The sequence below is a fragment of the Streptomyces scabiei 87.22 genome, from assembly GCF_000091305.1.
Taxonomy (GTDB): Bacteria; Actinomycetota; Actinomycetes; order Streptomycetales; family Streptomycetaceae; genus Streptomyces; species Streptomyces scabiei.
Genome location: NC_013929.1, coordinates 8,726,374 through 8,750,931 on the forward strand (window position 1 = coordinate 8,726,374; position 24,558 = coordinate 8,750,931).

21 protein-coding genes are annotated in these 24,558 nt (G+C 72.2%); 13 read left to right on the forward strand and 8 right to left on the reverse strand.

Annotation, left to right across the window (positions count from 1 at the left end):
• Positions 1–81 precede the first annotated feature (81 nt).
• On the reverse strand, positions 82–1,653 hold the full coding sequence (locus SCAB_RS37815) for an acyl-CoA carboxylase subunit beta (RefSeq protein ID WP_046773806.1): 1,572 nt from the start codon (positions 1,651–1,653) through the stop codon (positions 82–84).
• 204 nt (positions 1,654–1,857) lie between these two features.
• A complete protein-coding gene (locus tag SCAB_RS37820; RefSeq protein WP_013005313.1) occupies positions 1,858–2,421 on the reverse strand; it encodes a hemerythrin domain-containing protein in 564 nt (187 codons plus the stop codon).
• Between the two features lie 230 nt (positions 2,422–2,651).
• Between SCAB_RS37820 and SCAB_RS37825 the strand changes: the two genes are divergently transcribed.
• A complete protein-coding gene (locus SCAB_RS37825) occupies positions 2,652–3,173 on the forward strand; it encodes a hypothetical protein (RefSeq protein WP_037727579.1) in 522 nt (173 codons plus the stop codon).
• A gap of 29 nt (positions 3,174–3,202) precedes the next feature.
• Here the strand turns inward: SCAB_RS37825 and SCAB_RS37830 are convergent, their stop codons facing one another.
• A complete protein-coding gene (locus SCAB_RS37830; protein WP_013005315.1) occupies positions 3,203–4,339 on the reverse strand; it encodes an SGNH/GDSL hydrolase family protein in 1,137 nt (378 codons plus the stop codon).
• Between the two features lie 222 nt (positions 4,340–4,561).
• A complete protein-coding gene (locus SCAB_RS37835) occupies positions 4,562–5,740 on the reverse strand; it encodes a phytanoyl-CoA dioxygenase family protein (protein ID WP_013005316.1) in 1,179 nt (392 codons plus the stop codon).
• A gap of 266 nt (positions 5,741–6,006) precedes the next feature.
• Here SCAB_RS37835 and SCAB_RS37840 point away from each other — a divergent pair, with 266 nt between their 5' ends.
• Complete coding sequence (locus SCAB_RS37840; protein ID WP_013005317.1) at positions 6,007–6,666, forward strand: DUF6629 family protein; 660 nt, start codon at positions 6,007–6,009, stop codon at positions 6,664–6,666.
• Positions 6,667–6,767: 101 nt separating this feature from the next.
• On the opposite strand, the gene SCAB_RS37845 is transcribed toward SCAB_RS37840, so the two are convergent.
• Entirely contained in the window at positions 6,768–7,346 is a 579-nt protein-coding gene (locus SCAB_RS37845; RefSeq protein ID WP_013005318.1) for a TetR/AcrR family transcriptional regulator, read from the reverse strand.
• 91 nt (positions 7,347–7,437) lie between these two features.
• On the opposite strand from SCAB_RS37845, the gene SCAB_RS37850 reads away from it, so the two are divergent.
• Both SCAB_RS37850 and SCAB_RS37855 read left to right on the forward strand, forming a co-directional pair.
• On the forward strand, positions 7,438–7,884 hold the full coding sequence (locus SCAB_RS37850; RefSeq protein WP_013005319.1) for a DUF1772 domain-containing protein: 447 nt from the start codon (positions 7,438–7,440) through the stop codon (positions 7,882–7,884).
• A 118-nt stretch (positions 7,885–8,002) separates the two neighbouring features.
• Entirely contained in the window at positions 8,003–8,536 is a 534-nt protein-coding gene (locus SCAB_RS37855; protein WP_013005320.1) for a MarR family winged helix-turn-helix transcriptional regulator, read from the forward strand.
• 42 nt (positions 8,537–8,578) lie between these two features.
• Here the strand turns inward: SCAB_RS37855 and SCAB_RS37860 are convergent, their stop codons facing one another.
• The gene (locus tag SCAB_RS37860) at positions 8,579–9,352 is read right to left on the reverse strand and encodes a DUF4142 domain-containing protein (protein ID WP_013005321.1); all 774 of its coding nucleotides are present in this window, start codon (positions 9,350–9,352) and stop codon (positions 8,579–8,581) included.
• A 446-nt stretch (positions 9,353–9,798) separates the two neighbouring features.
• Between SCAB_RS37860 and SCAB_RS37865 the strand changes: the two genes are divergently transcribed.
• The 4 genes from SCAB_RS37865 to SCAB_RS37880 all read left to right on the forward strand — a co-directional run bounded on the left by SCAB_RS37865 (position 9,799) and on the right by SCAB_RS37880 (position 16,781).
• Positions 9,799–12,774 carry a SpoIIE family protein phosphatase gene (locus tag SCAB_RS37865; RefSeq protein WP_013005322.1) on the forward strand — a complete coding sequence of 992 codons (2,976 nt, stop codon included), beginning with the start codon at positions 9,799–9,801 and terminating at the stop codon, positions 12,772–12,774.
• 115 nt (positions 12,775–12,889) lie between these two features.
• Complete coding sequence (locus SCAB_RS37870; RefSeq protein WP_013005323.1) at positions 12,890–14,458, forward strand: sugar ABC transporter ATP-binding protein; 1,569 nt, start codon at positions 12,890–12,892, stop codon at positions 14,456–14,458.
• Positions 14,455–15,543: an ABC transporter permease gene (locus SCAB_RS37875; RefSeq protein WP_013005324.1), complete on the forward strand. Its 1,089-nt coding sequence runs from the start codon at positions 14,455–14,457 to the stop codon at positions 15,541–15,543. The genes SCAB_RS37870 and SCAB_RS37875 overlap by 4 nt, the downstream gene beginning before the upstream one ends.
• Before the next feature lie 53 nt (positions 15,544–15,596).
• Complete coding sequence (locus SCAB_RS37880; RefSeq protein ID WP_013005325.1) at positions 15,597–16,781, forward strand: substrate-binding domain-containing protein; 1,185 nt, start codon at positions 15,597–15,599, stop codon at positions 16,779–16,781.
• A 46-nt stretch (positions 16,782–16,827) separates the two neighbouring features.
• Here the strand turns inward: SCAB_RS37880 and SCAB_RS37885 are convergent, their stop codons facing one another.
• Together SCAB_RS37885 and SCAB_RS37890 are read right to left on the reverse strand one after the other, a co-directional pair.
• Positions 16,828–18,057 (reverse strand): PP2C family protein-serine/threonine phosphatase, encoded by a 1,230-nt coding sequence (locus SCAB_RS37885; protein ID WP_041670098.1) that lies wholly within the window; start codon positions 18,055–18,057, stop codon positions 16,828–16,830.
• Between the two features lie 259 nt (positions 18,058–18,316).
• Positions 18,317–19,813, reverse strand: coding sequence for an FAD-binding protein (locus SCAB_RS37890; protein WP_013005327.1), 1,497 nt, complete (start codon positions 19,811–19,813; stop codon positions 18,317–18,319).
• A gap of 571 nt (positions 19,814–20,384) precedes the next feature.
• Between SCAB_RS37890 and SCAB_RS37895 the strand changes: the two genes are divergently transcribed.
• The 5 genes from SCAB_RS37895 to SCAB_RS37915 are packed head-to-tail and all read left to right on the forward strand — an operon-like array spanning position 20,385 to position 24,278.
• Positions 20,385–21,587 carry a sensor histidine kinase gene (locus SCAB_RS37895; RefSeq protein ID WP_013005328.1) on the forward strand — a complete coding sequence of 401 codons (1,203 nt, stop codon included), beginning with the start codon at positions 20,385–20,387 and terminating at the stop codon, positions 21,585–21,587.
• Complete coding sequence (locus tag SCAB_RS37900; protein ID WP_037727590.1) at positions 21,584–21,982, forward strand: roadblock/LC7 domain-containing protein; 399 nt, start codon at positions 21,584–21,586, stop codon at positions 21,980–21,982. Before SCAB_RS37895 ends, SCAB_RS37900 begins: the two co-directional genes overlap by 4 nt.
• Positions 21,979–22,359 (forward strand): DUF742 domain-containing protein, encoded by a 381-nt coding sequence (locus SCAB_RS37905; protein ID WP_013005330.1) that lies wholly within the window; start codon positions 21,979–21,981, stop codon positions 22,357–22,359. The genes SCAB_RS37900 and SCAB_RS37905 overlap by 4 nt, the downstream gene beginning before the upstream one ends.
• The gene (locus tag SCAB_RS37910; protein WP_013005331.1) at positions 22,334–22,927 is read left to right on the forward strand and encodes a GTP-binding protein; all 594 of its coding nucleotides are present in this window, start codon (positions 22,334–22,336) and stop codon (positions 22,925–22,927) included. The genes SCAB_RS37905 and SCAB_RS37910 overlap by 26 nt, the downstream gene beginning before the upstream one ends.
• 13 nt (positions 22,928–22,940) lie before the next feature.
• A complete protein-coding gene (locus SCAB_RS37915; protein ID WP_013005332.1) occupies positions 22,941–24,278 on the forward strand; it encodes a cytochrome P450 in 1,338 nt (445 codons plus the stop codon).
• Positions 24,279–24,558: the final 280 nt, after the last annotated feature.

Below are 24,558 nucleotides of genomic sequence, written 5' to 3' on the forward strand. Positions count from 1 at the left end.
TGCGGGTGGTTCACGGGGACGCGTCACGGGCGGCGTCGCCGGTGGCCGTCGACGGCGCGGCACACCGGGTCGAGGGCCCGCTCAGAGCGGGATGTTGCCGTGGCGGCGCTCCGGCATGGGGGCGCGCTTGCCCCGCAGGGCGCGCAGGGCCCGGCAGATGTGGGCGCGGGTGTCGCGCGGGGCGATGACCGCGTCGACGTAACCGCGCTCGGCGGCCAGGTACGGGGTCCCGTAGGTGCTCTCGTACGCGGTGACGAGGCGGGCGCGCAGGGCCTCCGGGTCGGCCGCGGCGGCGAGTTCGCGGCGGTGCAGGACACCCACCGCGCCCTCGGCGCCCATGACCGCGATCCGGGCGGTGGGCCAGGCCAGGTTGATGTCGGCGCCGAGATGCTTGGACCCCATCACCGCGTAGCCGCCGCCGTACGCCTTGCGCACCACCACCGTGACCTTGGGGACGGTCGCCTCGGCGTACGCGTACAGGAGTTTCGCGCCGCGGCGGATGATGCCGGCCTGTTCCTGGCGGACGCCGGAGAGATAGCCGGGGACGTCGGCGAAGGTCAGCAGGGGGATGCCGAACGCGTCGCAGAACCGCACGAACCGGGCGGCCTTCTCGGAGGCGTCGATGTCGAGGACACCGGCCGTGTGCAGGGGCTGGTTGGCGACGATGCCGACCGTGGCGCCCTCGACCAGGGCCAGCGCGCAGATGATGTTCGGCGCGAACAGCTCGTGGATCTCCAGGAGTTCACCGTCGTCGACGACCGCGCGCAGGACGTCCCGCATGTCGTAGACCTCGGCGAGCCGGTCCGGCACCACCGCGTCCAGCCCGAGACCGGCGGGCGCGGCCCCCGGTGTGTACTGCGGGGGCCGCTCCGCGTTGTTGGCGGGCAGGTACGACAGCAGGTCCCGCACGGTGTCGAGGGCGTCCACCTCGTCGGCGGCGAGGAAGTGGGCGTTGCCGTTGACGGTGTTGCTGGTGCGGGCGCCGCCCAGTTCCTCGGCGCCGGTGCGTTCGCCGGTGACCGTCTCGATGACGTCGGGCCCGGTGACGAACATGTGCGAGGTGCCGTCCACCATCACGGTGAAGTCGGTGATGGCGGGCGAGTACGCGGCCCCGCCGGCGCACGGGCCGAGGACGACCGAGATCTGCGGGATCACGCCGGACGCCCGGACGTTGCGGCGCACCAGCTCGGCGTAGAGGGCGAGCGAGGTGACGCCCTCCTGGATCCGGGCGCCGCCGCCGTCGTTGAGTCCGACGACGGGGCAGCCCGTCTTCAGGGCGAGGTCCATCAGCGCGATCGTCTTCTCGCCGAACGCCTCGCCCATGCTGCCGCCGAACACCGTGGAGTCCTGGGCGAAGACACAGACGGGCCTGCCGTCGATCGTGCCGTGCCCGGTGACCACGCCGTCGCCGTACGGCCGCGGGCCGGCGCCCTCGGCGGGGCGGGCCCGCACGAACTGGCCCGTCTCCGTGAACGAACCGGTGTCCAGCAGCAGGTCGACGCGCTCCCGGGCGCCGTACTCCCCGCGTCTCCGCGCCCCGGCCGGTGCGACCGCCCGGATGCGGCGGCCCTCCAGGTCGGCGATGCGGTCGGCGGTCCGGTCGACCGTACGGCCGGCGACCGGGTCGGTGTCCCGGCCGTCGGCCCGCTCCAGCGCCCGCCTGTCCCGGGACGTCGTCACCTCTAGCGTCACAGCCACCTCCGAAGTGGCTTCCGAATATGGCAGCGCAGGAGAGCCGGACCGGGTCCCTCACCGTTCTGTGTGCGGGAGATGAGTCAAGAGAGGCCGTTGTTCGTCCGTGGGTGACAAGGGAGGCGGGTTCCGCCGGCGGCGCGGGCGCCCGCTCGGCCCGCCCGGTCAGGACTCCTTGCCGCGGCCGGTCAGTGCGTCGCGCATCCGGTCGACGAGGCCGAGGCCCGGTGCGAGGATCTTGTTGGCCGGGGGCTTGGTGGGGGCCGACGGGTGGGGGCGGGTCGGTGCCAGCTTCTTGGCCCGGCGGACCTTGTCGCCGAGGTCGTTCAGCACCTCGGCCGAACACGACTTCACCAGCTGCGGGAAGAGATTGCTCTCCTCGTCCCGGACGTGGTGCCTGATCTCGGCCGCCAACCGGGCGATCAGCCGGTCGAACTCCGGGTCGTCGGCGGCACACCGCTCCAGGTCCTTCATGGTGCGCTCGGCCGCCGTGTGATCCGCCAGCTCCCGGTCGGCGACCGCGTCACCGTTGCGTACGTGCCGGCGTACCGCCGGATAGAGATACGCCTCCTCCGCCACGGAATGACGTACCAGCTCGATGGTCACGAGATCGGCGTACTCCTTGCGCCGCGAGTCGCCGGAAGGCAATTCCTCGATCTTGCCGAAGAGTTCCTCCACCTCCCGGTGGTCGGTCTTCAGTTCCTCGACGACATCTCCACCGTGTGCCATTTCCGTCGCTCCTCACCCGCACGCCCCGGCCGGCCGTACCGGACCGGATCTCTGTGGAGGTCAGTGAAACCCTCGCGGCCCCGAATGCGTCGTATTGACGACCCGGTGAGTCAGTGCGCCGGGGGGATGTGGCCCAGGACACGCCCGTTCCGTGGCCTGCGCCATTTCCGGCCCGACGGCACACGACTACGTTGTGCCACGCGTTCCCCAGCTCCCACGGACGGCCCAGATTGCTCGCAGACCTCTCCCCGCTCATAGCGGCGACCACCCAATGGCTGACGCGTGCCTACCCGGCCGGCGGCGGCGCCCTGGACGGCGCCCTCTGCGAGGCACAGGCCCGCCAGGCCGTCACCGTGGCCGCGTGGCTGCGCTACCCCACGCCGACGGACGCCGCGCTCGTCGGGATGGCCGGACCGGGCGGCACCGCCCGGCTCGACTGGATCACCGGCTTCGACGAACACCTCACCCCGGACGAGTACGCCTGGCGGACCTGGGTCGACGAGGTCGTCGCCAGCTGGGCGGCCTGTCTGCTCGCCGACCCCGGCCTGGCCCACGCCGCCGTGGCCGCCCTCGCCGGCTCCCCGCACACCACCGGCTCACCCGCCGCTTTCCGCCGCCTCCTCACCCCCGACGAACTCGACCGACGGGCCGCCGCGCTGCTGCGCCACCCGGACCTCCTGGCCCCCGTGGTGACGTTGCACCACGCCGACCTGGTCCACACGTTGAGGCCCGGGCGGGCCCTGACGGCCTGAGCCCGCGCGGCACACCGCCCGGCCTCCCGCTACCAGCGCAGCGGCAGCCCCGCGAGATGGCCGTCCAGCAGTCCGGAGACGATCCGGTGGTCGTTCAGCGAGGGATGCCAGTCGCAGCCCAGGTGATCGAGGCCGGGATCGTCGTAGTACCAGTGGCTGGTCCGGCGGTCCCCCCGACGGCGGCGCTCCTCGACGATCCGCCGGGTGGCCTCCTCGAACACGGTCGTGTTCCAGATGCGGGCGGCGGCGACCACCAGGAACGTGCCGCGCCCGTAGCGGGTACGCAGCTTGTCGAGGAACCCGTGATAGGCGCTCTCGTAGGCGGCCACCAGGTCGGCCGTCGTACTCCAGCGTTCCCCGGGATTGAGGGGCGTCGAGAAGTCGTTGATCCCGAGTCCGATCACGACGACCCGCGGACGCCAGCTCTCCGGCTTCCGCCAGACATCACCCTCGACGTTCAGCAGGGCCCGGTCGTAGAAGGTGCGGAAATCGGTGCCCGGTTCACCGCCGTTGTAATTCCGGACCATTCCCCGGCCGGAGAAGGCGTTGATCTGGACATCGGCGTCGAGTTTCCGGGCCGTCAGCGCGCCGAAGGAAAGATCGGCGTTGCTGTTCCGGTTGACACCACCGTTTCCGGAGCAGTCCTGGGTGGTGGACATGTTTCCGTAACCGGCGGTGTACGAATCACCGATGAATTCGATCTGTCGCTCGCGCGCCCGTGGCCTCGCGAGAATCGCGCCGCCGGAGGCCGCGACGAAGCCGCCGAAGCGGCCGGCCGCCCAGGGGCTCTCCGTCCGCTTCACGACCCGCACGCGGTGCCGGGTGTCGGCCAGGCCGTGGATCCAGGAGACGGTCCGGCCCGGGGTGACGAGGGTGGCCACCGTCTCCCCGTCCACCTGGACGTCGTAGTCGTTGTCGGCGTCGTCGAGGACCACTCCGACGCCGGTCCCGCGGAATCTTCCCTCGAAGGAGATGCCGGGCCAGCTGTACCGCACGGACCCGTCCGCGGTCCTCTCCACCCGGCCGACGGTGTGGAACCCGGCCGACGGCGACCCTGTTCCGGCGGTGCGTACGGTGGCTGATGCGGGGGACACGACGGTGGCGGCGAGGCCGGCGGCGCCGGCCGCCACCAAGGTCCGCCGGGACATGTGGCGAGGTGTGCGCATGGTCGTCCCTTCGACGCAGCGGTGGGGGTGCGTGGGGGCGTGCAGCGTGGGAGCGCTCCCGCGAGGGTGCCTTATCGAAGGTGACCGTCACACCCGTCGCCGTCAACCCCTCGCGACGGCATCCGCACCGTGCGGTGCGCGGGTTCATGCGCTGCCGCTGCCGCTGCCGCTGCTGTCATAGCCACAGCGGCAGCATCAGCGCGCCGTCGGGCGTGGGCTCCTTCAGTGTCCTCGGCGGTGGCGGGCGGCCGTGAGTGCGCGGTGCAGCCGGTCCGGGGTCCAGTTCTCGCTGACGGCCTGCCAGAGCACGTCGGCCTGGGACGCCGGGGCGAGGCCGCCGAGGGGCGGGTCGAGGTCCAGGTCGGTGGGGAAGGGGTAGCCCTCGGCGGTGGCGGCGACGACGCGGCGCAGCCAGTCCTCGGCGGCGCCCTCGGATCTGCGGTGCGCCAGGACGGGGAAGACGGCCTCGGCCATCGCGTCCCGGTCCACGGTCTCCATGGCGCGACCGAAGGCCGACGAGATCTGGAGCAGGTTGGCCATGCGGCGGACGTCCGACGAGCGGTTGTGCCCGGCGGCGTGGAACAGCGCCGGGTTGAAGAACGCCGCGTCCCCCTTGTCGAGGGGCAGTTGGACGTGATGGGCGTCGAAGTACGCGACGAACTCCGGCAGTCGCCAGGCGAGGTAGCCCGGCTCGTACTTCTGGGAGTGCGGCAGGTAGAGCGTGGGCCCGGACTCGACGGGCATGTCGCAGTGGGCGACAGCGCCCTGGAGGGTGAGGACGGGGGAGAGGCGGTGGACGTGCGCGGGGTAGGCGGCCGCCTGCTGCTGGGAGAGGAACCCGAGGTGGTAGTCGCGGTGCGGGCTCTGGGCGGCGCCGCCCGGGTTGACCACGTTGATCTGTGAGGTGATCTGGTAGGCGGGGCCGAGCCAGGCTTCGGCGATCAGGGCCAGCATGTCGTTGGAGTAGTAGTCGGCGAAGACGTCCGGCGCGCGCACGGCCATCTTGTCCAGCGCGCGCCAGACGCGGTCGTTGGCGCCGGGCTTCGCGAAGTGGTCGCCCCGCGCGGTGCCCGCGCCGCGCTCCTCCTCGATCAGGTCCCGGAAGACGGCGGACGCCCGGTCCACGACGGCCGGATCCGTGAACGCGCCCTTGAACACGACGATTCCGGGGCCGTCCAGCAGGGTCCGGGCCAGCTCGGCCCGGACGTCCCGACGGCCCTCCGGTGTGGCGGTGAGGACGCGGAGCCGGGCGCTGTCGTAGAGCGGCACATCGTGCTCGACCCGGTCGGCCGAGGGGTGCTCGGCGGGGTCGGTGCGCTGCTCGACGAGCGTGCGGAACGCGCCGAGATCACAGTCCGCCTCGGTCGGCCGGACCCGGTGCGCCGCGGTGATGGGGAGCATCGAGGTTCCTTTCGCAGCCTGGTGTCCCTGCCAGTCTGCGGAGCCGCACCTGGTCGTTCAATGTCGTTCACTGCGCGGAAACCCATCAAAAACACATCACGGGAGCGCGTGCGGGTGGGACGACGAGGGTCGTCCCGGCAGTGATGCGGACCGCCCGTGACCCTCCTGACCTCCGTGTCGTCCTGGCCTCCGTGTCGTCCCGCGCCCCCGCGCGGCGTGCGACGTACCGTGGCCGCGCTGATGACGGTCGACCCGATGGTGGCGCGATGTGCTGGAGTGCGACGGCCGGTACCGGGGTCGCGGCCGTCGGGGCGGCCTGTGTGGCGCTGGTGCGCGATGTGCGGGACCTGCCGCTCGCCGCGCTGCCGTTGCTGCTGGGGGCGCACCAGATCGTGGAGGCGGCTGTCTGGTCCTCGGGCGGGGGAGGCGGGGCGGCCACCGTCGCCTGGGCCGTCGTCGCGCTTCCGCTGCTGGCCGTCTGGGTGCCCGCCGACGTGTGGTGCGCGGCCCCGCCCTCCGCCCGCAACCGGCTCGCCGTACTCCTCGCCCTCGGTGTCGTGACCGCCGTGCCGCTCACCCGCGGCCTCGTCGACGGGCCGGTGACGGCCGAGATCCGCGGCCACACCATCGGCTACACGGTCGCCCTCTCCCATCCCGTTCTCCTCGTCGCGGGCTACCTCCTCGCGACGGTGGGCTCGCTGCTCCTCTCCGGTGACCGGTGGCTCACGGCCCTGGGCATCGTGGCCGCCGTCGGTGCCGTGGCCTGCTGGACGCTGTGGCGGCTGCAGTTCGTCTCCACGTGGTGCGCGTTCGCCGCCCTGTGCTCGGTGCTCCTCCTCGCCTGGGTGCGCTCCCGCCCCCGGCCGTCCTCGCCGCCGTCCCGGCGTCCGGCCTCGGGGCGAAGGGAGCGTGCGCGGGGGGATTGACCGGTGTCGGCCGCGCAGCGCGGCGGGGGCATCTCCGGGCCGAGGACGCGAACCGCGGCGTGCCCGCCGTGCTGCGGCCGTGCGCCCTCCGCGGCGGTGCGTCAGAGCACGGCGAGGCGGTCCACCAGCAGCTCCGCCCTCCGCTCGGACTCCTCCGGCGGCAGCCGTCCCGCCCGGGTCAGGGTCGCCAGGCCGTGCAGGGACGCCCAGAACACCTCGGTGAACAGCCCCGGGTGGACACCCTCTCCGGCGACCTCCCCCAGGCTCTCCAGCAGAGCGGCGAAGGCGTCCTTCAGCGGCTCCGGGGTGTCCTCCCGCGCGAAGGCCAGGCCGCCGTCGAGCCGGAACATCGCGTCGTAGACCGCCGGGTTGCGCTCGGCGAAGTCGAGGTAGGCGCGGGCGAGGGCGGTGACCCGCGCGCGAGGCCCGTCCGCCGCGGAGGACGCCGCCCGCAGTGCCACGGCCATCTCGGTGGCGCCCTGGAGGGCGACGGCGCCGATGATCTCGCGTTTGCCGCGGAAGTGGCTGTAGAGGACGGGCTGGCTGTATTCGATGCGCTCGGCGAGCCGGCGGGTGGTGACCGCCTCCCAGCCCTGCCGCTCGGCGAGTTCGCGGGCCGTCGTCACGATGAGACGTTCTCGGTCCGCCCGTTCGCGTTCCTTGCGTTCCTGTACCGACATGACCCGATCCTAGCATCGCTAGACAATCGAGCGGCAGTAGGTCTAGCGTTGACACACTGCCTGTCAATGCTAGAAATCTGGAGGGGTCGTCATGCTCGAAGCTCTGCAGGTCTTCACCACCGTGTCCGTCGGCGTGATGGTGGGGGTGGAGTTCTCCGTCGCCTTCGTCATGAACCGGATCTTCGACGCGCTGCCGGGGGACGGCGGACAACTCGGCCGCGCCCACGGGGGCCGGATGCTCGGCGCGGTGATGCCGGTCTGGTACGTCTCCTCGCTCGTCCTCGTCGCGGTCTGGGCCGTGGCCGGACGGCAGGACCGCGGCACCGGCCTCGTCGTCACGGCGGGCGCGCTGCTGCTGCTCAGTGTGATCATGTCGGTCCTGCTGCTCGTCCCGATCAACGACCGGAGCAAGACCTGGACCCCGGAGAACCGGCCCGCCGACTGGAAGCAGCAGGCCAACCGCTGGGACCGTCTCCACCACGTCCGTGTCGGCGTCATCGTCGCCGCGCTCACCGCGCTGGTCGCCGCCCTGGTCTGAAGCGGCCCCGCCCTCCCCGCCCCGAAGATCCGCTGGAAGACACCGTTCGGTCATGCGGAGGGAAAATCTGCGCGGATCCGCCGACGGCCCGGGCGGAGCGGCGGGATAGAAAGGGAACATGACTGAACGTGAGGGCCCTGCGGGTGACGTGGACGACGTCGACGAGGTGACGCGCGCGGTGCTCACCGCGTCGCGGCTGCTGGTCGCGATCTCCGCGCGGTCGCTCGCCGCCGTCGAGGAGCGGGTGACCCTGCCGCAGTTCCGGATGCTGGTGGTGCTGTCCATGCGGGGCGCCACGAAACTCGTCGTCCTCGCCGACCAGCTCCAGGTCGCCCCGTCCACCGCCATGCGCATGGTCGACCGGCTGATCGCGGCCGGACTCGCCGACCGCCGGACCAACCCCGACAACCGTCGCGAGACCCTGCTGCAGCTCACCGACGAAGGGCGCCGCGCCGTCGAGGACGTGATGGCCCGCCGGCGTACCGAACTCGCCACGGTCGTCGAGCGCCTCGCCCCGGCCCAACGGGAGGCGCTCGTCGCCGCGTTGACCGCGTTCAACACCGCGGGCGGGGAGCCCGCGGCGCCCGCGGCGGACGACTCGGAGACGTACCCGCTCGGCTGGGTCGACACCTGGGTGGGCCGGGGCGCCTGAGCGCTCCGGCCCAGCCGCGCCCCGCCCCCGCGGGCGGGTGCCTCAGCCCGCCGTACCACCGCCCGCGGAGTCGGCCGCCGGCCCGTCCGTGGGGGTGGCCGTCGGCGCGGCGGTCCGTACGTTCAGATCCGGACGGGGGGTCAGGACGACCATCGGGGCGCCCGGCTGGGGCACGGGCGGCGTGACCTGGTCCTTCGGGAGCTTCGGCGGGTTGGTCTGCTGGTAGTTCACCTGGTCGTGGTTGACCAGTCCGGTCTTCTCCAGCACGGTGATGTGGTCGAGCACGGTGTCGTTGGCCAGGTCGGCGAGCTGGCGCACCATCGTGTTCCTGGTGCTGGCGCGGATCTTGGCGATGGCCGGGAAGATCTGGCCGTGTGTGACCCGCATGATGGTGACGGCGGTGGAGTCGAACTCCTTGCCGGTGGCCGCGTCCGCGGTCGCCACGAACTGCTGCTGTTGCGGGCTGGCCTGGTTGTTGAGGGTGATGCCCAGCTCGGGCGCGATCTTGCGGCACAGCTCGTCGAGCCCCGCGTGTCCGACGACGAGATGCGCGCCCGCCTCCTTCATCTCCGCGGTCGTACCGCGCTGCATGGCCATCTCGCCGAGCGGGTACTCCCACAGCCCGGCGGAGCGCACCTTGATGACGAAGTCCCGGTCGGCCTCCGTGAGCGGCCCGTACCGGGTGCTGGCGATGATCCGGTCCGGGGTGGCGGTCGTCTTCCCGACGCCCACCAGGGCGGGGTAGGCGAGCGCGGCGACGGTCATCAGCAGACCGCCGCTCACGAAGATCGTGCCGATGCTCCTGGTGCGACGCATGGAAGGGGTACCTCCTGGCAGCGGGACTGGGTCACCCAGGGGTACGGGCGGGGGCGGCGAATGAATCATTGCTCTAGGTAAAATTTGCAGTGTGCTTGAATTGAGGGGGTGGTGGAGGGGGTCGGTGCCGGGGAGTGCGGGGTGGCACCTGGTGGCTCGCGGGCTGCCCTCCTTGGCCGTGTGGGGTCGTCGAGCGGGCCGACGGCAGGGGTGTGACCCTGCGGACGGCCGCCGGGCTCCTGGAGAGGCGCTCGTCCGCCGACGTCCGTGCCCGGCCGAGGGGCGCCTCCGGGCCGACACTCCGCGAGGTCGCGCCACCTCCTCCTTCCGTCCGTCACCAAGGGTGAGCGCGTCCCGAATCGTGACTCGTGTTGCGTATGCCCGTATCCTCGTCAATGCCAGATATTTCCGATAAGCGGATTGTCCAGGGCGCGAGTGAGGCCAGCGTGGTGCGGTCCGACGGCGAGCCGATCCTCACGGGACGTGCGACAGACGGCACGAGCCCCGACCTTTTTCGTGACCGGGGCCCCGCCGTCCTGCGCGAACGGTTCCTGCAGGGAGAGTCGCCGGAGACGGGCGTCCGCACGTCGATCCTCAGCTCCTGGCAGCGGTGCCGGTCCCTGGGACTGTCCCCCGACCGGTCCGACCTGCCCTTCCGGGACGACTTCGACCGGGACGACCGGATCGCCCGCGCGGCCGTACCCGTGCTCGACCGGCTGGAGTCCCGATTCGCCGGCAGCGCGATGAACATCTCGGTAGCCGACGCGAACGGCACGGTTCTGCTCCGCCGCTTCGGGGAGGCGTCGCTGGCCAGAGGACTCCCGGACATCCAGACCGTCCCCGGGTTCGTGTTCGCCGAGCAGTTCGCCGGAACCAACGGCATCGGCCTCGCCCTGGCCGAACGGCGGCTCATCCGGGTCTACGGCGCCGAGCACTTCGCCGAACGCTCCCAGGCCAGCGCCTGCCGCGCGCTCCCCGTGCGCGACCCGCTCAGCGGCCGGATCGAGGGCGTCCTGTGCTTCGGATATCCACGCGGCTTCGAACATCCGGCGCTGGACGGCGTGATCCGCAAGGCGGGCGCGGCCATCGAACGGCGGCTGCTGGGGCAGAGTTCCGTGCGGGAACGGTCCCTGCTGCGGGCCTACCTGGACGCCGGAGCCGGCGCCGGGTCCGGGGCCGAGGCCGGCACGGGCCTTCACCACGGCGTCGGCGTCGGCGTCGGCGAGCTGGTCCACGGGCTGCGCCCCGCCGACCGGGCCGGCCTCCTGGAGAAGGCCGCTGAACTGATCTCCCGCGCCCAGCGGGCCGCCGTCGACGTCCCCCTGACCGACGGCCGGCGGGTCACGCTCGTCAGCCGCCCCGTGACCAGCGCCTCCGGCGTGGAGGGCATCGCCGTCGAGGCCGTCCTGCCCGGTGTCCCGGGGCAGGACGTCCTCACCGCGTTCCGCCCCGCCGCGCCGCTGCCGGCCCTCGCCGTCGACCCCGCGCGGGGCGTCGGCGCCGCCGCCACTCCGACGACTCGGCCCCGCCACGAGGGCCTCCTCAATCTGACGCCGGGCCCGCTCACCGTCGTCCCCGCCCCCGGCCATCAGCACGGCCCCGCACCCCTCGACCACGCCCCCGCATCACCCGCGTCCGTCCCCGCATCACCCGACGGGACCGCGGTAGCCGCCGCGGCCGTCGACGGCGGTAGCGCCGGCCGCCCCCCGGCCCCCGACCGCGGTCTGCTCATGGTGGGCGAGCCCCACGTCGGCACCTATGCCCTCGCGGCCCGCCGTCGGCTGGAACTGCTGTCCGAGGCCAGCGCCCGGATCGGCACCACCCTGGACGTGCGCCGCACCGCCCGGGAACTCGCCGAGACGGCGGTCCCGCGCCTGGCCGACTACGTCACCATCGACCTCGCCGAACCCGTGCTGCGCGGCGAGGAGGCGGCGGACCCGCGCGACGACCTGCGCCGCACGGTCGTCCACGGCATCCGTGACGACCTCCCCTTCAGCCCGGTGGGCAAGCAGGTCGACTACGGCCCGACCGTTCCGCAGCTGCGCTCCCTGACCAGGGGGGAAGCGGTGCTGGAGCCCGACCTGAGGGCGGCCGCCGGCTGGCTCGCGCAGGACCCCGAGCACACCGACCGGCTGCTGAGCCACGTCCACTCCCTCATCGCCGTCCCCCTGGTCGCCCGTGGTGTGGTCCTGGGCGTCGCCGCCTTCTACCGTGCCCAGGACCCCGCCCCCTTCGGCGACGACGACCGCTCGCTGGCCCAGGAACTCGCCACCCGCGCCGCCCTGTCCATCGACAACGCCCGGCGCTACACCCGCGAACGCACCATGGTCCTCGCCCTGCAGCGCAGCCTGCTCCCGCAGGGGCTCCCCGATCAGGACACCGTCGAGGTCGCCCACCGCTATCTGCCCGCCGAATCCGACGTCGGCGGCGACTGGTACGACGTCATCCCGCTCTCCGGCGCCCGTGTCGGACTCTTCGTCGGCGACGTCGTCGGCCACGGGTTGCTCTCCGCCGCGACCATGGGCCGGGTCCGCACGGCCGCCCGCAGCTTCGCCGAACTCGACTTCCCGCCGGACGAGGTCCTCACCCACCTCGACAACCTCGTGGGCCGGCTGGACCGGGAGGACCCGGTCTCCGACGGCGGCGGCATCATCGGCGCGACCTGTCTCTACGCCGTCTACGACCCGACCTCGCAGCAGTGCACCCTGGCCCGCGCCGGCCATCCGCCGCCCGCCCTGGTCGGTCCCGACGGCGACGTGTCGTTCCCCGAACTGCCCGCCGGACCTCCCCTCGGCCTCGGCGGACTGCCCTTCGAGGCCGTCGACATCCACCTGCCGGAAGGCAGTCAGCTGGTCCTCTACACCGACGGACTCATCGAGGACCGTGACCGTGACGTCGACGTGGTCCTCGACCAGCTGCGCGGTGCGCTGGCCCACCCCGAGCGCAGCCCGGAGGAGACCTGCCGGGTCGTCCTGGACACCGTGGCGCCCGCCCACCCGGGCGACGACATCGCCCTGCTCGTCGCCCGCACCCACGCCTTCGACCCGCGGCGGATCGCCACCTGGGAGCTGCCGGCCGACCCCGCCCGCGTCAGCGAGGTACGCGCCGCCGCCCAGCGGCAGATGGCCGACTGGGGCCTCGACGAGGCCGCGTTCGCCGTCGAACTGATGCTCAGCGAACTGGTCACCAACGCCGTCCGCCACGGCGCCGGGCCCATCCGGGTACGGCTGCTCCACGACCGCTCCCTGATCTGCGAGGTCGCCGACACCAGCAGCACCGCCCCGCATCTGCGCCGGGCCGCCACCACCGACGAGGGCGGGCGCGGCCTGTTCCTCGTCGCCCAGCTCTCCCAGAGCTGGGGCACGCGCTACACGCCCGAGGGCAAGGTCATCTGGGCCCAGTGCGGACTCGACGGCGGCTGACGCGACCGACGCCGACCGATGGCCAAATGCCGTAGAGGGGGCGATAGGGGTGGTTAATATCGCTGCCGGAAGCAGAAGCCGGAAGAACTCGCCAGGCCGACCCCCGGAGCTGTCCGTGCACGACGCTCACGACACCTCTGCGCAGCCGGCCCCGCCCGGCGGGCCGGAGCCGCTGGTCCGTGTGCGGGGCCTGACCAAGCGCTTCGGCGGCACCCTCGCCCTGGCCGGCGTCGACCTCGACGTCCACGCGGGCAGCGTCCTCGCACTCCTCGGTCCCAACGGAGCCGGGAAGTCCACCCTCATCAAGATCCTCGCCGGCGTCCACCACGCCGACGCGGGCCGGATCACCGTCGAGGGACACCCGCTCGCGAGCCGCACCGCGACGTCCCGCATGTCCTTCATCCACCAGGACCTCGGTCTCGTCGAATGGATGACGGTCGCCGAGAACATCGCCCTGAGCACGGGATACGCCCGCCGCGCCGGACTGATCTCCTGGCGACGCACCCGCGACCGCTGCACCGAGGCCCTCGCACTCGTCGGCGGCCACCTCGACCCCGACACGCCGATCGCCCGCCTCACCCCCGCCGAGCGGTCCCTGGTCGCCATCGCCCGCGCCCTGGCCACCCGGGCGGGGCTCGTCGTCCTCGACGAACCGACCGCCCGGCTGCCCGCCGCGGACTGCGCCCGCCTCTTCCGTGTCCTGCACACCCTGCGCGACCGGGGCCACGGCATCCTCTACGTCAGCCACCGCCTCGACGAGGTGTACGAGGTCGCCGACACCTTCGCCGTCCTGCGGGACGGCCGACTCGTCAGCCACGGCTCGACCGCGGGCCACAGCCCGCTGCGCCTGGTGCGCGACATCACCGGCGAGGACCCGGCCGGACTCCGCCCCGCCCCGGCCGCCCCCGGTCCCGCGCCCATGGCGGCCGGTGCCCCGCCCCTCCTGGCCCTGGACGGCGTACGGACCCCCGGCGCGGGCCCGGTCGACCTGGAGCTGAGAGCCGGGGAGGCCCTCGGACTGGTCGGTCTGCCCGGCGCCGGGCACAGGGAGCTGGGCAGGGCCCTCGCCGGTGCCCGGCCCCTCCTCGGCGGACGGGTCCTCCTCGACGGCGTCCCGTACCGGCCTCGCGACGTCGCCGAGGCCGTCCGGCGCGGGGTCGCCCTGGTGCCCGGCGACCGGCTGCGGGAGGGCTGCCTCCCCGAACTGACCGTGCGGGAGAACCTGTTGGCCAACCCTCGCGCGGGGGACGGACCGGCGCCGCGCTGGCTGGGACCCCGCCGCGAGCGCGCCGAGGCCGCCGCCCTGATCGACCGGTTCTCGGTGCGGCCGCGCGACGGCGAGGTACCCGTCGCCGTCCTGTCCGGCGGGAACCAGCAGAAGGTGATGCTCGGCCGCCGGCTGCGGACCGGTGTGCGGCTGCTGATCCTGGAGGAGCCCACGGCGAGCGTGGACATCGGGGCCAAGGCGGCCGTCCACCGGCTGCTCGGGGAGGCACTGGCCGACGGCCTCGCGATCCTCCTCGTCTCCACCGACTTCGAGGAGGTCGCGGGCGTGTGCGGGCGGGCCCTGGTCCTCGTCCGCGGGACCGTGACGGCCGAACCGGCGGGGCCGGCCCTGACCGTCGCGGCCCTGACCCGGGCGGCCTCGGCCCTGCCCCCCGGCGCGACCGCGACGGCCCCATGACCGCCCCGCCCTCCCCGCGTCCGCGCCGCCCGCGCCCGTCGAGAGCCACAGCCCCCGGCACCCGCACGGGCGGGCACCTCATCGGCGCCTACGGCCTCCTCGGTCTGACCCTCCTGCTCGTCCTGGTCTTCTCCCTGGCCCTCCCGCGGACCTTCCCCACCCTGGACACCGTCGACTCGATCCTGTCCACCCAGTCGATCCCGGCCGTCCTCGCCCTGGCCGCCATGGTCCCCATCGTGACCGGCGCCTTCGACCTGTCCATCGGCTACGGACTCGGCCTGGCGCACGTCATGGTGCTGTACCTGATCGTCGACGCCGGCTGGCCCTGGCCGCTCGCCTGCCTCGCCGTGACCGTCGGCGGGACGGTCGTGGGCGTCGTCAACGGCGTCATCGTCGAGTTCGGCCGTATCGACTCCTTCATCGCCACCCTCGGAACCGGCAGCATGATGTACGCCGTGACCGGCTGGGTCACCGACGGCGGCCGGATCGTCCCCGGCCCCCAGGGACTCCCGCCCGCCTTCACCGACCTCTACACCTCCACCTTCCTCGGCCTCCCGGTCCCCGCCTTCTACGTACTGGCGCTCACCCTCGTCCTCTGGCTGGTGCTGGAACGGCTGCCGATCGGCCGCTGTCTGTACGTCGTCGGATCCAACCCGCGCGCCGCCGAGCTCGTCGGCATCCCCGTCCGCAGGTACACCGTCTGCGCCTTCGCCGCCTCCGGACTCATCGTCGGCCTCGCCGGGGTGCTGCTCGCCGCCCAGCAGCAGATCGGCAATCCGAGTGTCGGCCTGGACTATCTGCTGCCCGCCTTCGTCGGCGCACTCCTCGGCTCCACGGCGATCAGACCCGGCCGCCCCAACGCCCTGGGCACCCTCGTCGCGGTCACCGTCCTCGCCGTCGGCCTCACCGGCATCGCGCAGATGGGCGCCGACTTCTGGACGGTGCCCCTCTTCCACGGCGGCACCCTGCTCCTCGCCGTCGGCCTGGCCGGATACGCCGCCCGCCGCCGGATGCGCACCGGCGCCTTCGCGGCCCGCGACGCACCCGCCGGCCCCGCGGAGCCGCCACCGGGCGGCGCCCCATGACCGCGGCCGGGCGCCGCCGCGCCCTCCCGCTCGTCCCTCCGCGAGGAGCACTCGTGCACCACTCCCACCACGGCCCGCGCCGACGCAGAACCGGCTCCGGCGCGCCCGGGACCCGCTACGCGGCGGCCGCACTGCTGACCGTGACGGCCGCCCTGCTCGCCGGCTGCGACCGCGGATCGTCCGGTGACCCCCCGGAGTCCGCATCCGGGCCGAACGGCTGTCCGAGGGCCTATGCCGAGGCCCGGGCCGCCGTCGGCCGGGCGGAACGGACCGACGTCCCCTGGAACGGCCCGGCCACCGGCCCGAAGGCCGTGACCGGCCGCACCCTCGTGTACGTCGCCCAGACCATGACCAACCCCGGAGTCGCGGGCGCGGCAGACGGCATCCGGGAGGCCGCGCGGGTCGTCGGCTGGGACGTCCGGGTGATCGACGGCGGAGGCACTCCCGCCGGCATCCAGGCGGCCATGAGCGAGGCGGTGACCCTCCGGCCCTCGGGCATCGTCGTCGGCGGCTTCGACCCCGGGGCGACCTCGCAGCAGCTCGCCCGAGCCGAACGAGCGGGCATCCCCGTCATCGGCTGGCACGCGGTCGCCGCTCCCGGCCCCAGCCGGCGCCCCGCCCTGTTCACCAACGTCACCACCCAGGTCGAGGACGTCGCCAGGATCAGCGCGCAGTGGGTCGTCGCGACCTCCGACGGCGACGCCGGGGTCGTGATCCTCACCGACGCCTCCATCCCCTTCGCCAAGAACAAGTCCGACCTGATCAGAGAGGAACTCGCCACCTGCGCGGGCGTGAAGCTCCTGTCGTACGTCAACATCCCGATCCCCGACGCGAGCAGCCGCACGCCCCGTGAGGTCTCCTCGCTCCTCTCCCGCTTCCAGGGCCGCTGGACCCACTCCGTCGCCATCAACGACCTGTACTTCGCCGACGCAGCGCCCGCGTTCCGCGCGGCGGGCAAGGACGGCGCGGGTCCGCCCTTCAACATCGGCGCGGGAGACGGCGACCCCTCCGCGTTCCAGCGCGTCAACAGCGACCAGTACCAGGCGGCCACCGTTCCCGAACCGCTCATCCTCCAGGGCTGGCAGATCGTGGACGAGTTCAACCGCGCCTTCTCCCGCCGCCCGGCGAGCGGTTATGTGGCCCCGGTCCACATCAGTACGGCGGACAACAGCGAGGGCGCCACGAGCTGGAACCCGTCGGGCTTCCGGGAGGGGTACCGGAAGATCTGGGGCAGGTGAGAGCGCCGGCGGGCCGCCGCAGCACGGGGCGGGGCCCCCGTGCGGATCACAGGCGCAGGACGATCAGGGCCGTGTCGTCGGTGTTGCCGGTCAGCGGCAGGAGATCCGCCAGCAGGGCGTCGGCCAGGGTCTCCGGGTCCTGCTTGCGGTGGTGGGCCAGGGATTCGGCGAGGCGCCGCAGACCGGTGTCGATGCCTTCGGTACGGCGCTCGATCAGCCCGTCCGTGTAGAGGACCAGGGTGGAGTCCTCGACGAAGGACGTGCGGGCCTGGGGCCGGGCGGCATGGGTGGGCCGGGCGGCGAGCGGCGGGTCGGTGGCCCGGTCGAGGAAGGTGACGGTGCCGTCGGGGTGCACGAGGGCGGGCGGCGGATGGCCCGCGCAGCTGTAGGTGATGGTGTTGCTGTCCCAGTCGATGAAGGTCGTCACCACGGTGGTCGACTCGGCGCCCTCGACGGAACGGGCGTACAGGTCCAGGGCCTCCAGTGCCTCGGCCGGACCGCCGGAGAGGCGGGTGGCCCCGCTCAGGGCGCTGCGCAGCTGTCCCATGGCGCAGGCGGCCGCCAGGCCGTGGCCGACGACGTCGCCGACGGCCACCGCGAGGCCCTCCCCGGGCAGGCCCACCAGGTCGTACCAGTCGCCGCACACGTTCAGCGCGCCGATGGCCGGGCGGTACCGTACGGCCGCGTCGTGCTGCCCGGTCGGGCCGGGCGGAGGCAGCATCGCGGCCTGCAGGGCGAGGGCCACCTCGCGCTCGTGGGCGTGGGCCGTGCGCAGCCGTTCGTTGACCTCCTGCAGTTCCCGGGCGCGGGTGTACAGCTCGGCCTCCAGCACCTGGGCGCGGCTGTCGCCGCCCGGGCCGCCCCGGGCGCGGATGAGTTCGGTGACCTCCTCCACCCGGTGGACGATCAGGGCCACCTGCCCGTCGGGACCGAGGACGGGCGCGTTGACCGGGCTCCAGTAGTGCTCCTGCCAGGAGCCGGGGAGCTGGGGGTCCTCGATGTCGTAGCGGAGCAGCGCCATCGTGTCGCGTTCGCCGGTGGCCACCGCCCGCAGCATCGACTCCCGGGTCTCCCGCATCCCGGCCGCCGCCGGTTCGTTCGGGTTCTCGGGGAAGACGTCGAAGATGTAGCGGTTCAGCAGCTGCTCGCGGGAGCGTCCGGCCAGCCGCAGGAAGTCGTCGTTGGCGTCGACGTACACGAGATCGGGCGTGAGCAGCGCCACCATGCCGGGCAGTGCCCGGAAGACCTCCGCATAGTCGATATGCGGTTCCCTCATGTCCAGCCTGCCTTGGCGCCGAGCGTCGGTGTGCCGTTCCACGATAGGCGTGAACGCGCCACCTGACGCGGCAGATCCGCGGTATCGGTGACGGACTCCGTGCACGCTCGCCACCGCGATCTCCCCCCGTCACTCCGGCACCGCCTCGCTCCGGCCGTCCGCCGGCCTGTGGCCGGACGCGCGCGTCCGGCCACAGGAAAGGACCGAAAGAGTGAATCCCCGGGGCGGGCCCGCCGCCCCGGGGCAGAAGATCGGAAGGTCAGAAGATGCCCGGGCCCGGGGTCAGGACGCCGGACGGGTCGAAGCGGTGCTTCCACTCGGAGAACCGCGACCACATCGAGCCGTAGTGGGCCTGCCAGTCGGCCGCGGTGAACGCGCAGGCGCCGTGCGGGTAGCGCACCCCGCCGACGGCGGCGGCCTCCTGGTAGAAGCGGTAGTTGCGCTGGGTCATCCGCGTCGCGAAGTCGGGGTCGGGGCCGGAGCGCGCGGCGTCGGTCAGCACGCTGACGAGCCAGACCCAGGGACCGCCCTCGTCGCTGGGCAGCCGCAGCAGCGGCCGGCCGTAGCTGGAACGCAGCATCGGGAAGATCAGCCCGAACCCGGTCGGACCGAGGTCCTCGGCGCTCAGCGACGGGAACACCGACGCGACGTAGTCCTCGACCGCGTCGTCCGGCAGGAACAGGTCCGACCACGGCTTGACCTTCGCGTCCCAGTCCAGGTTCGCCGCGAAGGAGTCGTACATGGTGGTGACCAGGGAGATGTAGTCGAGGTAGGGGGAGTCCTCGAAGACGGCCGAGGCCGCGGCGGGGCTGAGTCCGCGCAGCAGACGCGTGGTGTCGGGGGTGTCGCCCGGGTTGTGGAAGACGGTGGCCCACAGGGTCAGGGGCTGTGCGGTGCCCGGCTGGGGGATGCTGCCGAGGGAGTCGAACTCGCCCCGGTTCGCCAGGATGCGGATGTCCCGGAAGAAGGTGGGGATGTCCTGGTAGCCGATCCGGTACGTGCGGGCCAGCTGCTTGGCGGGGACGAGGTCGACGGTGGCCCGCGTGATCACGCCGCACTGCCCGAGTCCGGCGAGCGCGGCGTCGAACAGGTCGCTGTTCTGCGTGCCGGAGCACCACCTCAGCCGGCCGTCGCCCGAGACGACCTGCAGGCGCCGGGCGTGGTCGACCTGTGCGCCGGCCCGGTAGGCGGACATCATCCCGATGCCGCCCATGGACAGGGTCCCGCCGATCGTCGTCCCCAGGTAGCTGGTGAGCGAGACCGGGGTCAGCCCCTGGGCGAAGGCGGCCCTGACCAGGTCCTGCCACAGCACGCCCGCCTCGACGTCGGCGCCGTCCGCGCCGATCGAGTGGATGGTGTCCAGCGACCGCATCTCGATGACCAGGCCCCCGCTGACCAGCGGCTGGCCGAACATCGCGTGGTGCGCGCCGGCCGGCGCCACCTTGATGCCGTGGTCGGCGCAGAAGGCGACCATCTTCCGGACGTCCTGGACGGACCCCGGCCGGAGTACCGCGCACGGTCTCCGGAACACGATGTTGCCCTGGTCGTGTGCGTTCGCCGTGAGGGACGCGGCGTCGTAGACCAGGGAGCCGTCGAGCGGGGGCACGCCGGCGAGGGCGGAGTTCTCCGCTGCCGCAGCCTCCGTCACCCACTGCCGGGCAACCAGGTCGAATCCGGCCACGGCGGCCACGGCCCCGGCTCCGAACCGGGCCAGGAACTGACGCCTGCCGACACCGCTGTGTTCTGCGTGAGACATGACAACCTCCGTGATGTTCGACGCGGCGGATCGTCGGCACGCCGCCGCGGGTTCAACGTTTCTTCTCGGCGCGGAATCAGCCGAGCGAGTCGAGCGGGCGCACGGCCGCGCACCGCGACGAGCGTCCCGGCCCGAGCCCGGAGCCGGGTCGGCGGTCCCCACGCACAGCGATCTCCCCCTGACGTTCCGCTTACCGACCATCATGACTTCCGAGAGGCTTTTCGCGCGACGCTCGGGATCATCAACTGCGCTCGGATACCGGGCTGATGGGCGACTACACGAGTCAACACCCGGCACATGTACGGCAGTCGTCCGTGGCAATGCGGCTTGTGCCCGTGTTCAGCACGTTCCGGTTGGGGTCAACTGTCGCCAGAAGTACCGAGGCTGACACCCAGTCATCAGGTTGAGTGATGATACGATCACGGCACTTACCGAGTGGACGGATGGGTGCAAAAGGAGCATCCATCGTCTTTGGTGAATTCCTCGTGGCAACCCTGGAATGGCTGACCTTCGGTATGTGTGAATTGACAGGAATTCAGTAGCTGGCTATCGGCCGCCTGAAGAGGGTCTCATGACGCAATACATACAAAACCCGGCGCTGTGGGCGCTCCTTGTCGTAACCCTTGTCGCCGCCGCTCTCATCGTTCGCCAGCGACGGGCGGCGCGCACGTTACGGCAGGAGATCGCAGGGCTCAGGAACCACTACGGTGAGCTGGAGAGCCAATACACGGAGTCCGTCCGCTCGGCGCAGCAGGAGGCCGAGGGCGAGACGAGGACCGCGCTGAAGTCCGCCATGCGGACCCTGCAGGGCCTTGCCGCCGAACAGCAGCGCATCATCTCCGGACTGCAGCGCAAGTACGGAGACTCCGTCATGCTCCAGGACCTCCTGGAGATCGACCACATGAACGCGCAGTTCGGCCGGCGCGCCCAGTCCATCGCCGTGCTGTGCGAGGGCTGGCTCGGCCGGCACCGCGACGTGGCCTCGGTCTACGACGTGGTCCGCAGCGCCCAGGGCAGGATCCGCCACTTCCAGCGGGCCCACATCCTGTCCAAGGTCGACTTCGGCGTCACCAGCCGGGCCGTCGAACCGGTGGCACTGGCCCTCGCGGAGCTGCTCGACAACGCGACCAGCTACTCCAGCCCGGACACCGTGGTCGAGATCAACGTGCGCTCCGTGCCCAAGGGCGTCTGCATCATCGTCGACGACGCCGGTGTCGGCATGAACGAGGAGGAGAAGGCCAGGGCCGAGAAGCTCCTGACGAGCGAGCGTGCCACGGGCGTCTCCGGACTGGGCAACCCGCCGCAGTTCGGCTTCGCGGTGATCGGCGTGCTCTGCGAGCGGTTCGGCTTCACGGTCTCGGTGGACTCCACCTCCCCCTACGGAGGTGTGCGGGCGGTCGTGCTGCTGCCCGACGAACTGCTCACCGACATGCCGGTGCCCACGCAGCCGGCCGCGCCGGTGGAGTCGGTGGCGCCGCGGGAGGAGCCCGCGGCCGTCGAGACACGCGCCTCGGCGTACGAGAGCACGCCCGAGCCCGCGCTGCCCGTCGGCACGACCGAGGACGGTCTGCCCAAGCGGCGGCGCAAGCGGCCGATGGCCCTGGTGTCCAGCGGCCCGACCGCGGCCCCGGCCCCGAGGCGCCGCAGCGAGGAGACGGCAGCGATCATGGCCGCCTTCAAGCAGGGCACGGACGCGGGCCGCGCCACACATCCGGAGGGGGAGCGGCCGGGCGGAACCCGTGACGCGAGCAGCGAAGGGCACGAGGTCCCATGAACAACGATCTTTCCTGGATGCTTGACAGCGCCTTGGAGATCCCCGGAGCCCTGCACGCGGTTCTGGTCTCCTCCGACGGGCTGCTGAGGGCACGCTCGAAGGACGTGGACAAGGACGACGCCGACAAGGCCGCCGCCGCGATGAGCGGCATGCAGTCGCTCAGCCGGTCCCTGGCGTTCTTCTGCTCCCGCTCCGACCTGCGCTGGCAGCAGACCCTCGTCGAGTTCGACGGCGGCTGGATCTTCCTGATCTCGGCCGGGGACGGCGCCTACCTCGCCGTGTCGGCCTCCTCCGACGTCGACATGGCGGACATCACCTTCCGCATGCAGCAGCTCGTCCGACAACTGGGCAAGGTCATGACCGCGCCGCCCCGGGAGAGCGTGGTACGGCCATGACCGATTCCGACAGGCACGAGCACGAAGCCGCCGAATTAGTTCGTCCGTACGTCATCACCGGCGGCCGCAGCCTGCCCGGCGAGAGCCAGTTCTCGCTGATCACGCTGGTCACCGCGGTCGTCGACCAGCAGCAGCGGCCCGCCCGCCTCTCGCCCGAGGAGCAGAACCTGCTGGGGATGTGTGTCGGGGGCTACCTCTCCGTCGCCGAGATCTCCGGCCACCTGCACCTGCCGGTGGGAGTGGTCAAGATCCTGCTCGCCGCCCTCTCCGAGGCCGGCTACCTCGTCACCCGACCGCCGGCGGCGGCGCGCGCGCCCGTCGCCAACCTGCAGATTCTCGAGGAGGTGCTCCATGGTCTCCAGTCCAAGTTTGGATGAGCGGGCCTACGTTCCCGGCGGAGAGACGCAGACCGCCGTGAAGATCCTGGTCGTCGGGCACTTCGCGGTGGGCAAGACCACGTTCATCGGGTCGATCTCCGAGATCTCGCCGCTCTCCACCGAGGAGACGATGACCCAGGCGGGCGAGGCGATCGACGATCTCAAGGGCGTCCAGGGCAAGACCACCACCACGGTCGCCATGGACTTCGGCCGCCTCACCGTCAGCGACCGCGTCGTGCTGTACCTCTTCGGCACCCCCGGCCAGCAGCGCTTCGTACAGATGTGGGAGGACATGGCACGCGGCGCCCTCGGGGCGCTCGTGCTGGTCGACCCCGAGCGGCTGGCCGACTCCTTCGCCGTGATCGACCTGATCGAGCAGTACGGGCTCGACTACGCGATCGCGGTCAATCACTTCGACGGCACATCCATACGTGATGCCAGGGCACTGCGCGAAGCGCTCGATCTGCTCGACGACACCCCGATCGTCACCTGCGACGCGCGGGACGAACGCTCGTCGGCCGAAGCACTGATCACGCTCGTCCGCTACTTGATGGACCGCGCCCGTTAGGAGCAGAGCAGACATGACCCCCGACTCCTCTTTCCCGGCACCCCCGCCCGGCTGCCCCGCCCACGACAGCGGCATGCGGGTTCCGCTGTACGGGCCGGAGTACGCCGCCGACCCGCAGGCGTACTACGCGTACATGCGGCACTACGGGCAGACCGCTCCGGTCGAGATCGCGCCCGGCGTCGACGCCACCCTCGTCACCGACCACGCGACCGCGCTGCGCCTGCTCCAGGACTCCGGCAACTTCCGCAAGGACGCCCGCCGTTGGCGTGACGTGGCGGAAGGCAAGATCGGCCCGGAGAGCCCGGTCGTCCCGATGCTGGGGTACCGCCCCAACGCCATGTTCACCGACGGAGCCGAGCACGCCCGGCTCCGCCAGGCCATCACCGACAGCCTGGCCAAGGTCGACTCCCGCCGCATCAGCGACATGACCAAGCGGGCCTCCGACTACCTCCTGGCCCAGGTCTCCGCCCGCGGGTCCATCGACCTGATGAACGACTACGTCAAGCAGCTGCCGCTGCTCGTCTTCAACGAGCTGTTCGGCTGCCCGGCGGACATCGGCGACCGGGTCGTCTTCGGCATCTCCGGGGTCTTCGAGGGCGTCAACGCCGAGAAGGCCAACGCGGTGCTGGGCCAGGCCGTGTTCGAGCTGGTCGCCCTCAAGCGGGCCAGGCCCGCCGACGACGTCACCTCCTACCTGATGCGGCACGAGGCACGGCTGACCGACGAGGAACTCGTCCACCAGCTGATCCTGCTCCTCGGTGCCGGCGCCGAACCGCTGCGCAACCTCATCGGCAACACCCTGCACCGCCTGCTCCTGCACGACCGCTACGCCGACGGCGGCCTCATCGAGGAAGCCATCGACGACACGCTGTGGGAGAACCCGCCCATGGCGAACTTCGCGCCGCACTACCCGGCCCTCGACCTGGAGTTCGGCGGCACCAAGATGCGGGCCGGAGATCTCGTCCTGATCAGCATGACGGCGGCCAACACCGACCCGGCGCTCGCGACGGCCCGTCAGACCGGCGGCAGGCGGGCCCACCTGTCCTGGAGCGCCGGACCGCACGCCTGCCCCTCCAAGGAGCTCGCCCGGCTGGTCACCATGGTGTCCATCGAGAACCTGCTCAACCGGCTGCACGACATCGAACTCGCGGTCCCCGCGGACAGCCTCACCTGGCGTCCCGGCCCCTTCCACCGTGCGCTCGCCGCGCTTCCCTGCCGCTTCACCCCTCAGGTGCTGCAGCGGCCCACCCCGCCCCGCGCGGAGACGGCCGCACGCGGCGAGAGCGCCCCGGCGGGCCGCAAGCAGGAGCGAGGTGTGTGGGGTTCGTTCCTGTCCTGGTTGAAGGGGTGATGCACGCAACCTCCTGTGACAGAGGGCACTGCATGAGTTTTCAACCAACGGGGTAGTAACGCGGCGGCAATTCGTGGTGACCAACGAACAAAGGGAGGTGTCGTGGACCACATATCCACCGGCGCCGCTTCTGCTCGACATCCGGACATTTCCCGCCGCTCCCGACGGCACACCGCTTTAACCCACGTGGAGGGCACGAGGGGCGAGATCCGCCGCCGGTCGCCACGACACGAGATACCCGCCGAGGTCGGCGGGTATCTTTCTGTCTCCTTCTCTACCC

Coding starts and splice junctions, on each gene's coding strand:
- SCAB_RS37820 (WP_013005313.1), bottom strand. CDS start 2,421: ATGGCACACGGTGGAGATGTCGTCGAGGAACTGAAGACCGACCACCGG.
- SCAB_RS37830 (WP_013005315.1), bottom strand. CDS start 4,339: ATGCGCACACCTCGCCACATGTCCCGGCGGACCTTGGTGGCGGCCGGC.
- SCAB_RS37835 (WP_013005316.1), bottom strand. CDS start 5,740: ATGCTCCCCATCACCGCGGCGCACCGGGTCCGGCCGACCGAGGCGGAC.
- SCAB_RS37840 (WP_013005317.1), top strand. CDS start 6,007: ATGTGCTGGAGTGCGACGGCCGGTACCGGGGTCGCGGCCGTCGGGGCG.
- SCAB_RS37845 (WP_013005318.1), bottom strand. CDS start 7,346: ATGTCGGTACAGGAACGCAAGGAACGCGAACGGGCGGACCGAGAACGT.
- SCAB_RS37850 (WP_013005319.1), top strand. CDS start 7,438: ATGCTCGAAGCTCTGCAGGTCTTCACCACCGTGTCCGTCGGCGTGATG.
- SCAB_RS37855 (WP_013005320.1), top strand. CDS start 8,003: ATGACTGAACGTGAGGGCCCTGCGGGTGACGTGGACGACGTCGACGAG.
- SCAB_RS37860 (WP_013005321.1), bottom strand. CDS start 9,352: ATGCGTCGCACCAGGAGCATCGGCACGATCTTCGTGAGCGGCGGTCTG.
- SCAB_RS37875 (WP_013005324.1), top strand. CDS start 14,455: ATGACCGCCCCGCCCTCCCCGCGTCCGCGCCGCCCGCGCCCGTCGAGA.
- SCAB_RS37885 (WP_041670098.1), bottom strand. CDS start 18,057: ATGAGGGAACCGCATATCGACTATGCGGAGGTCTTCCGGGCACTGCCC.
- SCAB_RS37890 (WP_013005327.1), bottom strand. CDS start 19,813: ATGTCTCACGCAGAACACAGCGGTGTCGGCAGGCGTCAGTTCCTGGCC.
- SCAB_RS37895 (WP_013005328.1), top strand. CDS start 20,385: ATGACGCAATACATACAAAACCCGGCGCTGTGGGCGCTCCTTGTCGTA.
- SCAB_RS37900 (WP_037727590.1), top strand. CDS start 21,584: ATGAACAACGATCTTTCCTGGATGCTTGACAGCGCCTTGGAGATCCCC.
- SCAB_RS37905 (WP_013005330.1), top strand. CDS start 21,979: ATGACCGATTCCGACAGGCACGAGCACGAAGCCGCCGAATTAGTTCGT.
- SCAB_RS37910 (WP_013005331.1), top strand. CDS start 22,334: ATGGTCTCCAGTCCAAGTTTGGATGAGCGGGCCTACGTTCCCGGCGGA.
- SCAB_RS37915 (WP_013005332.1), top strand. CDS start 22,941: ATGACCCCCGACTCCTCTTTCCCGGCACCCCCGCCCGGCTGCCCCGCC.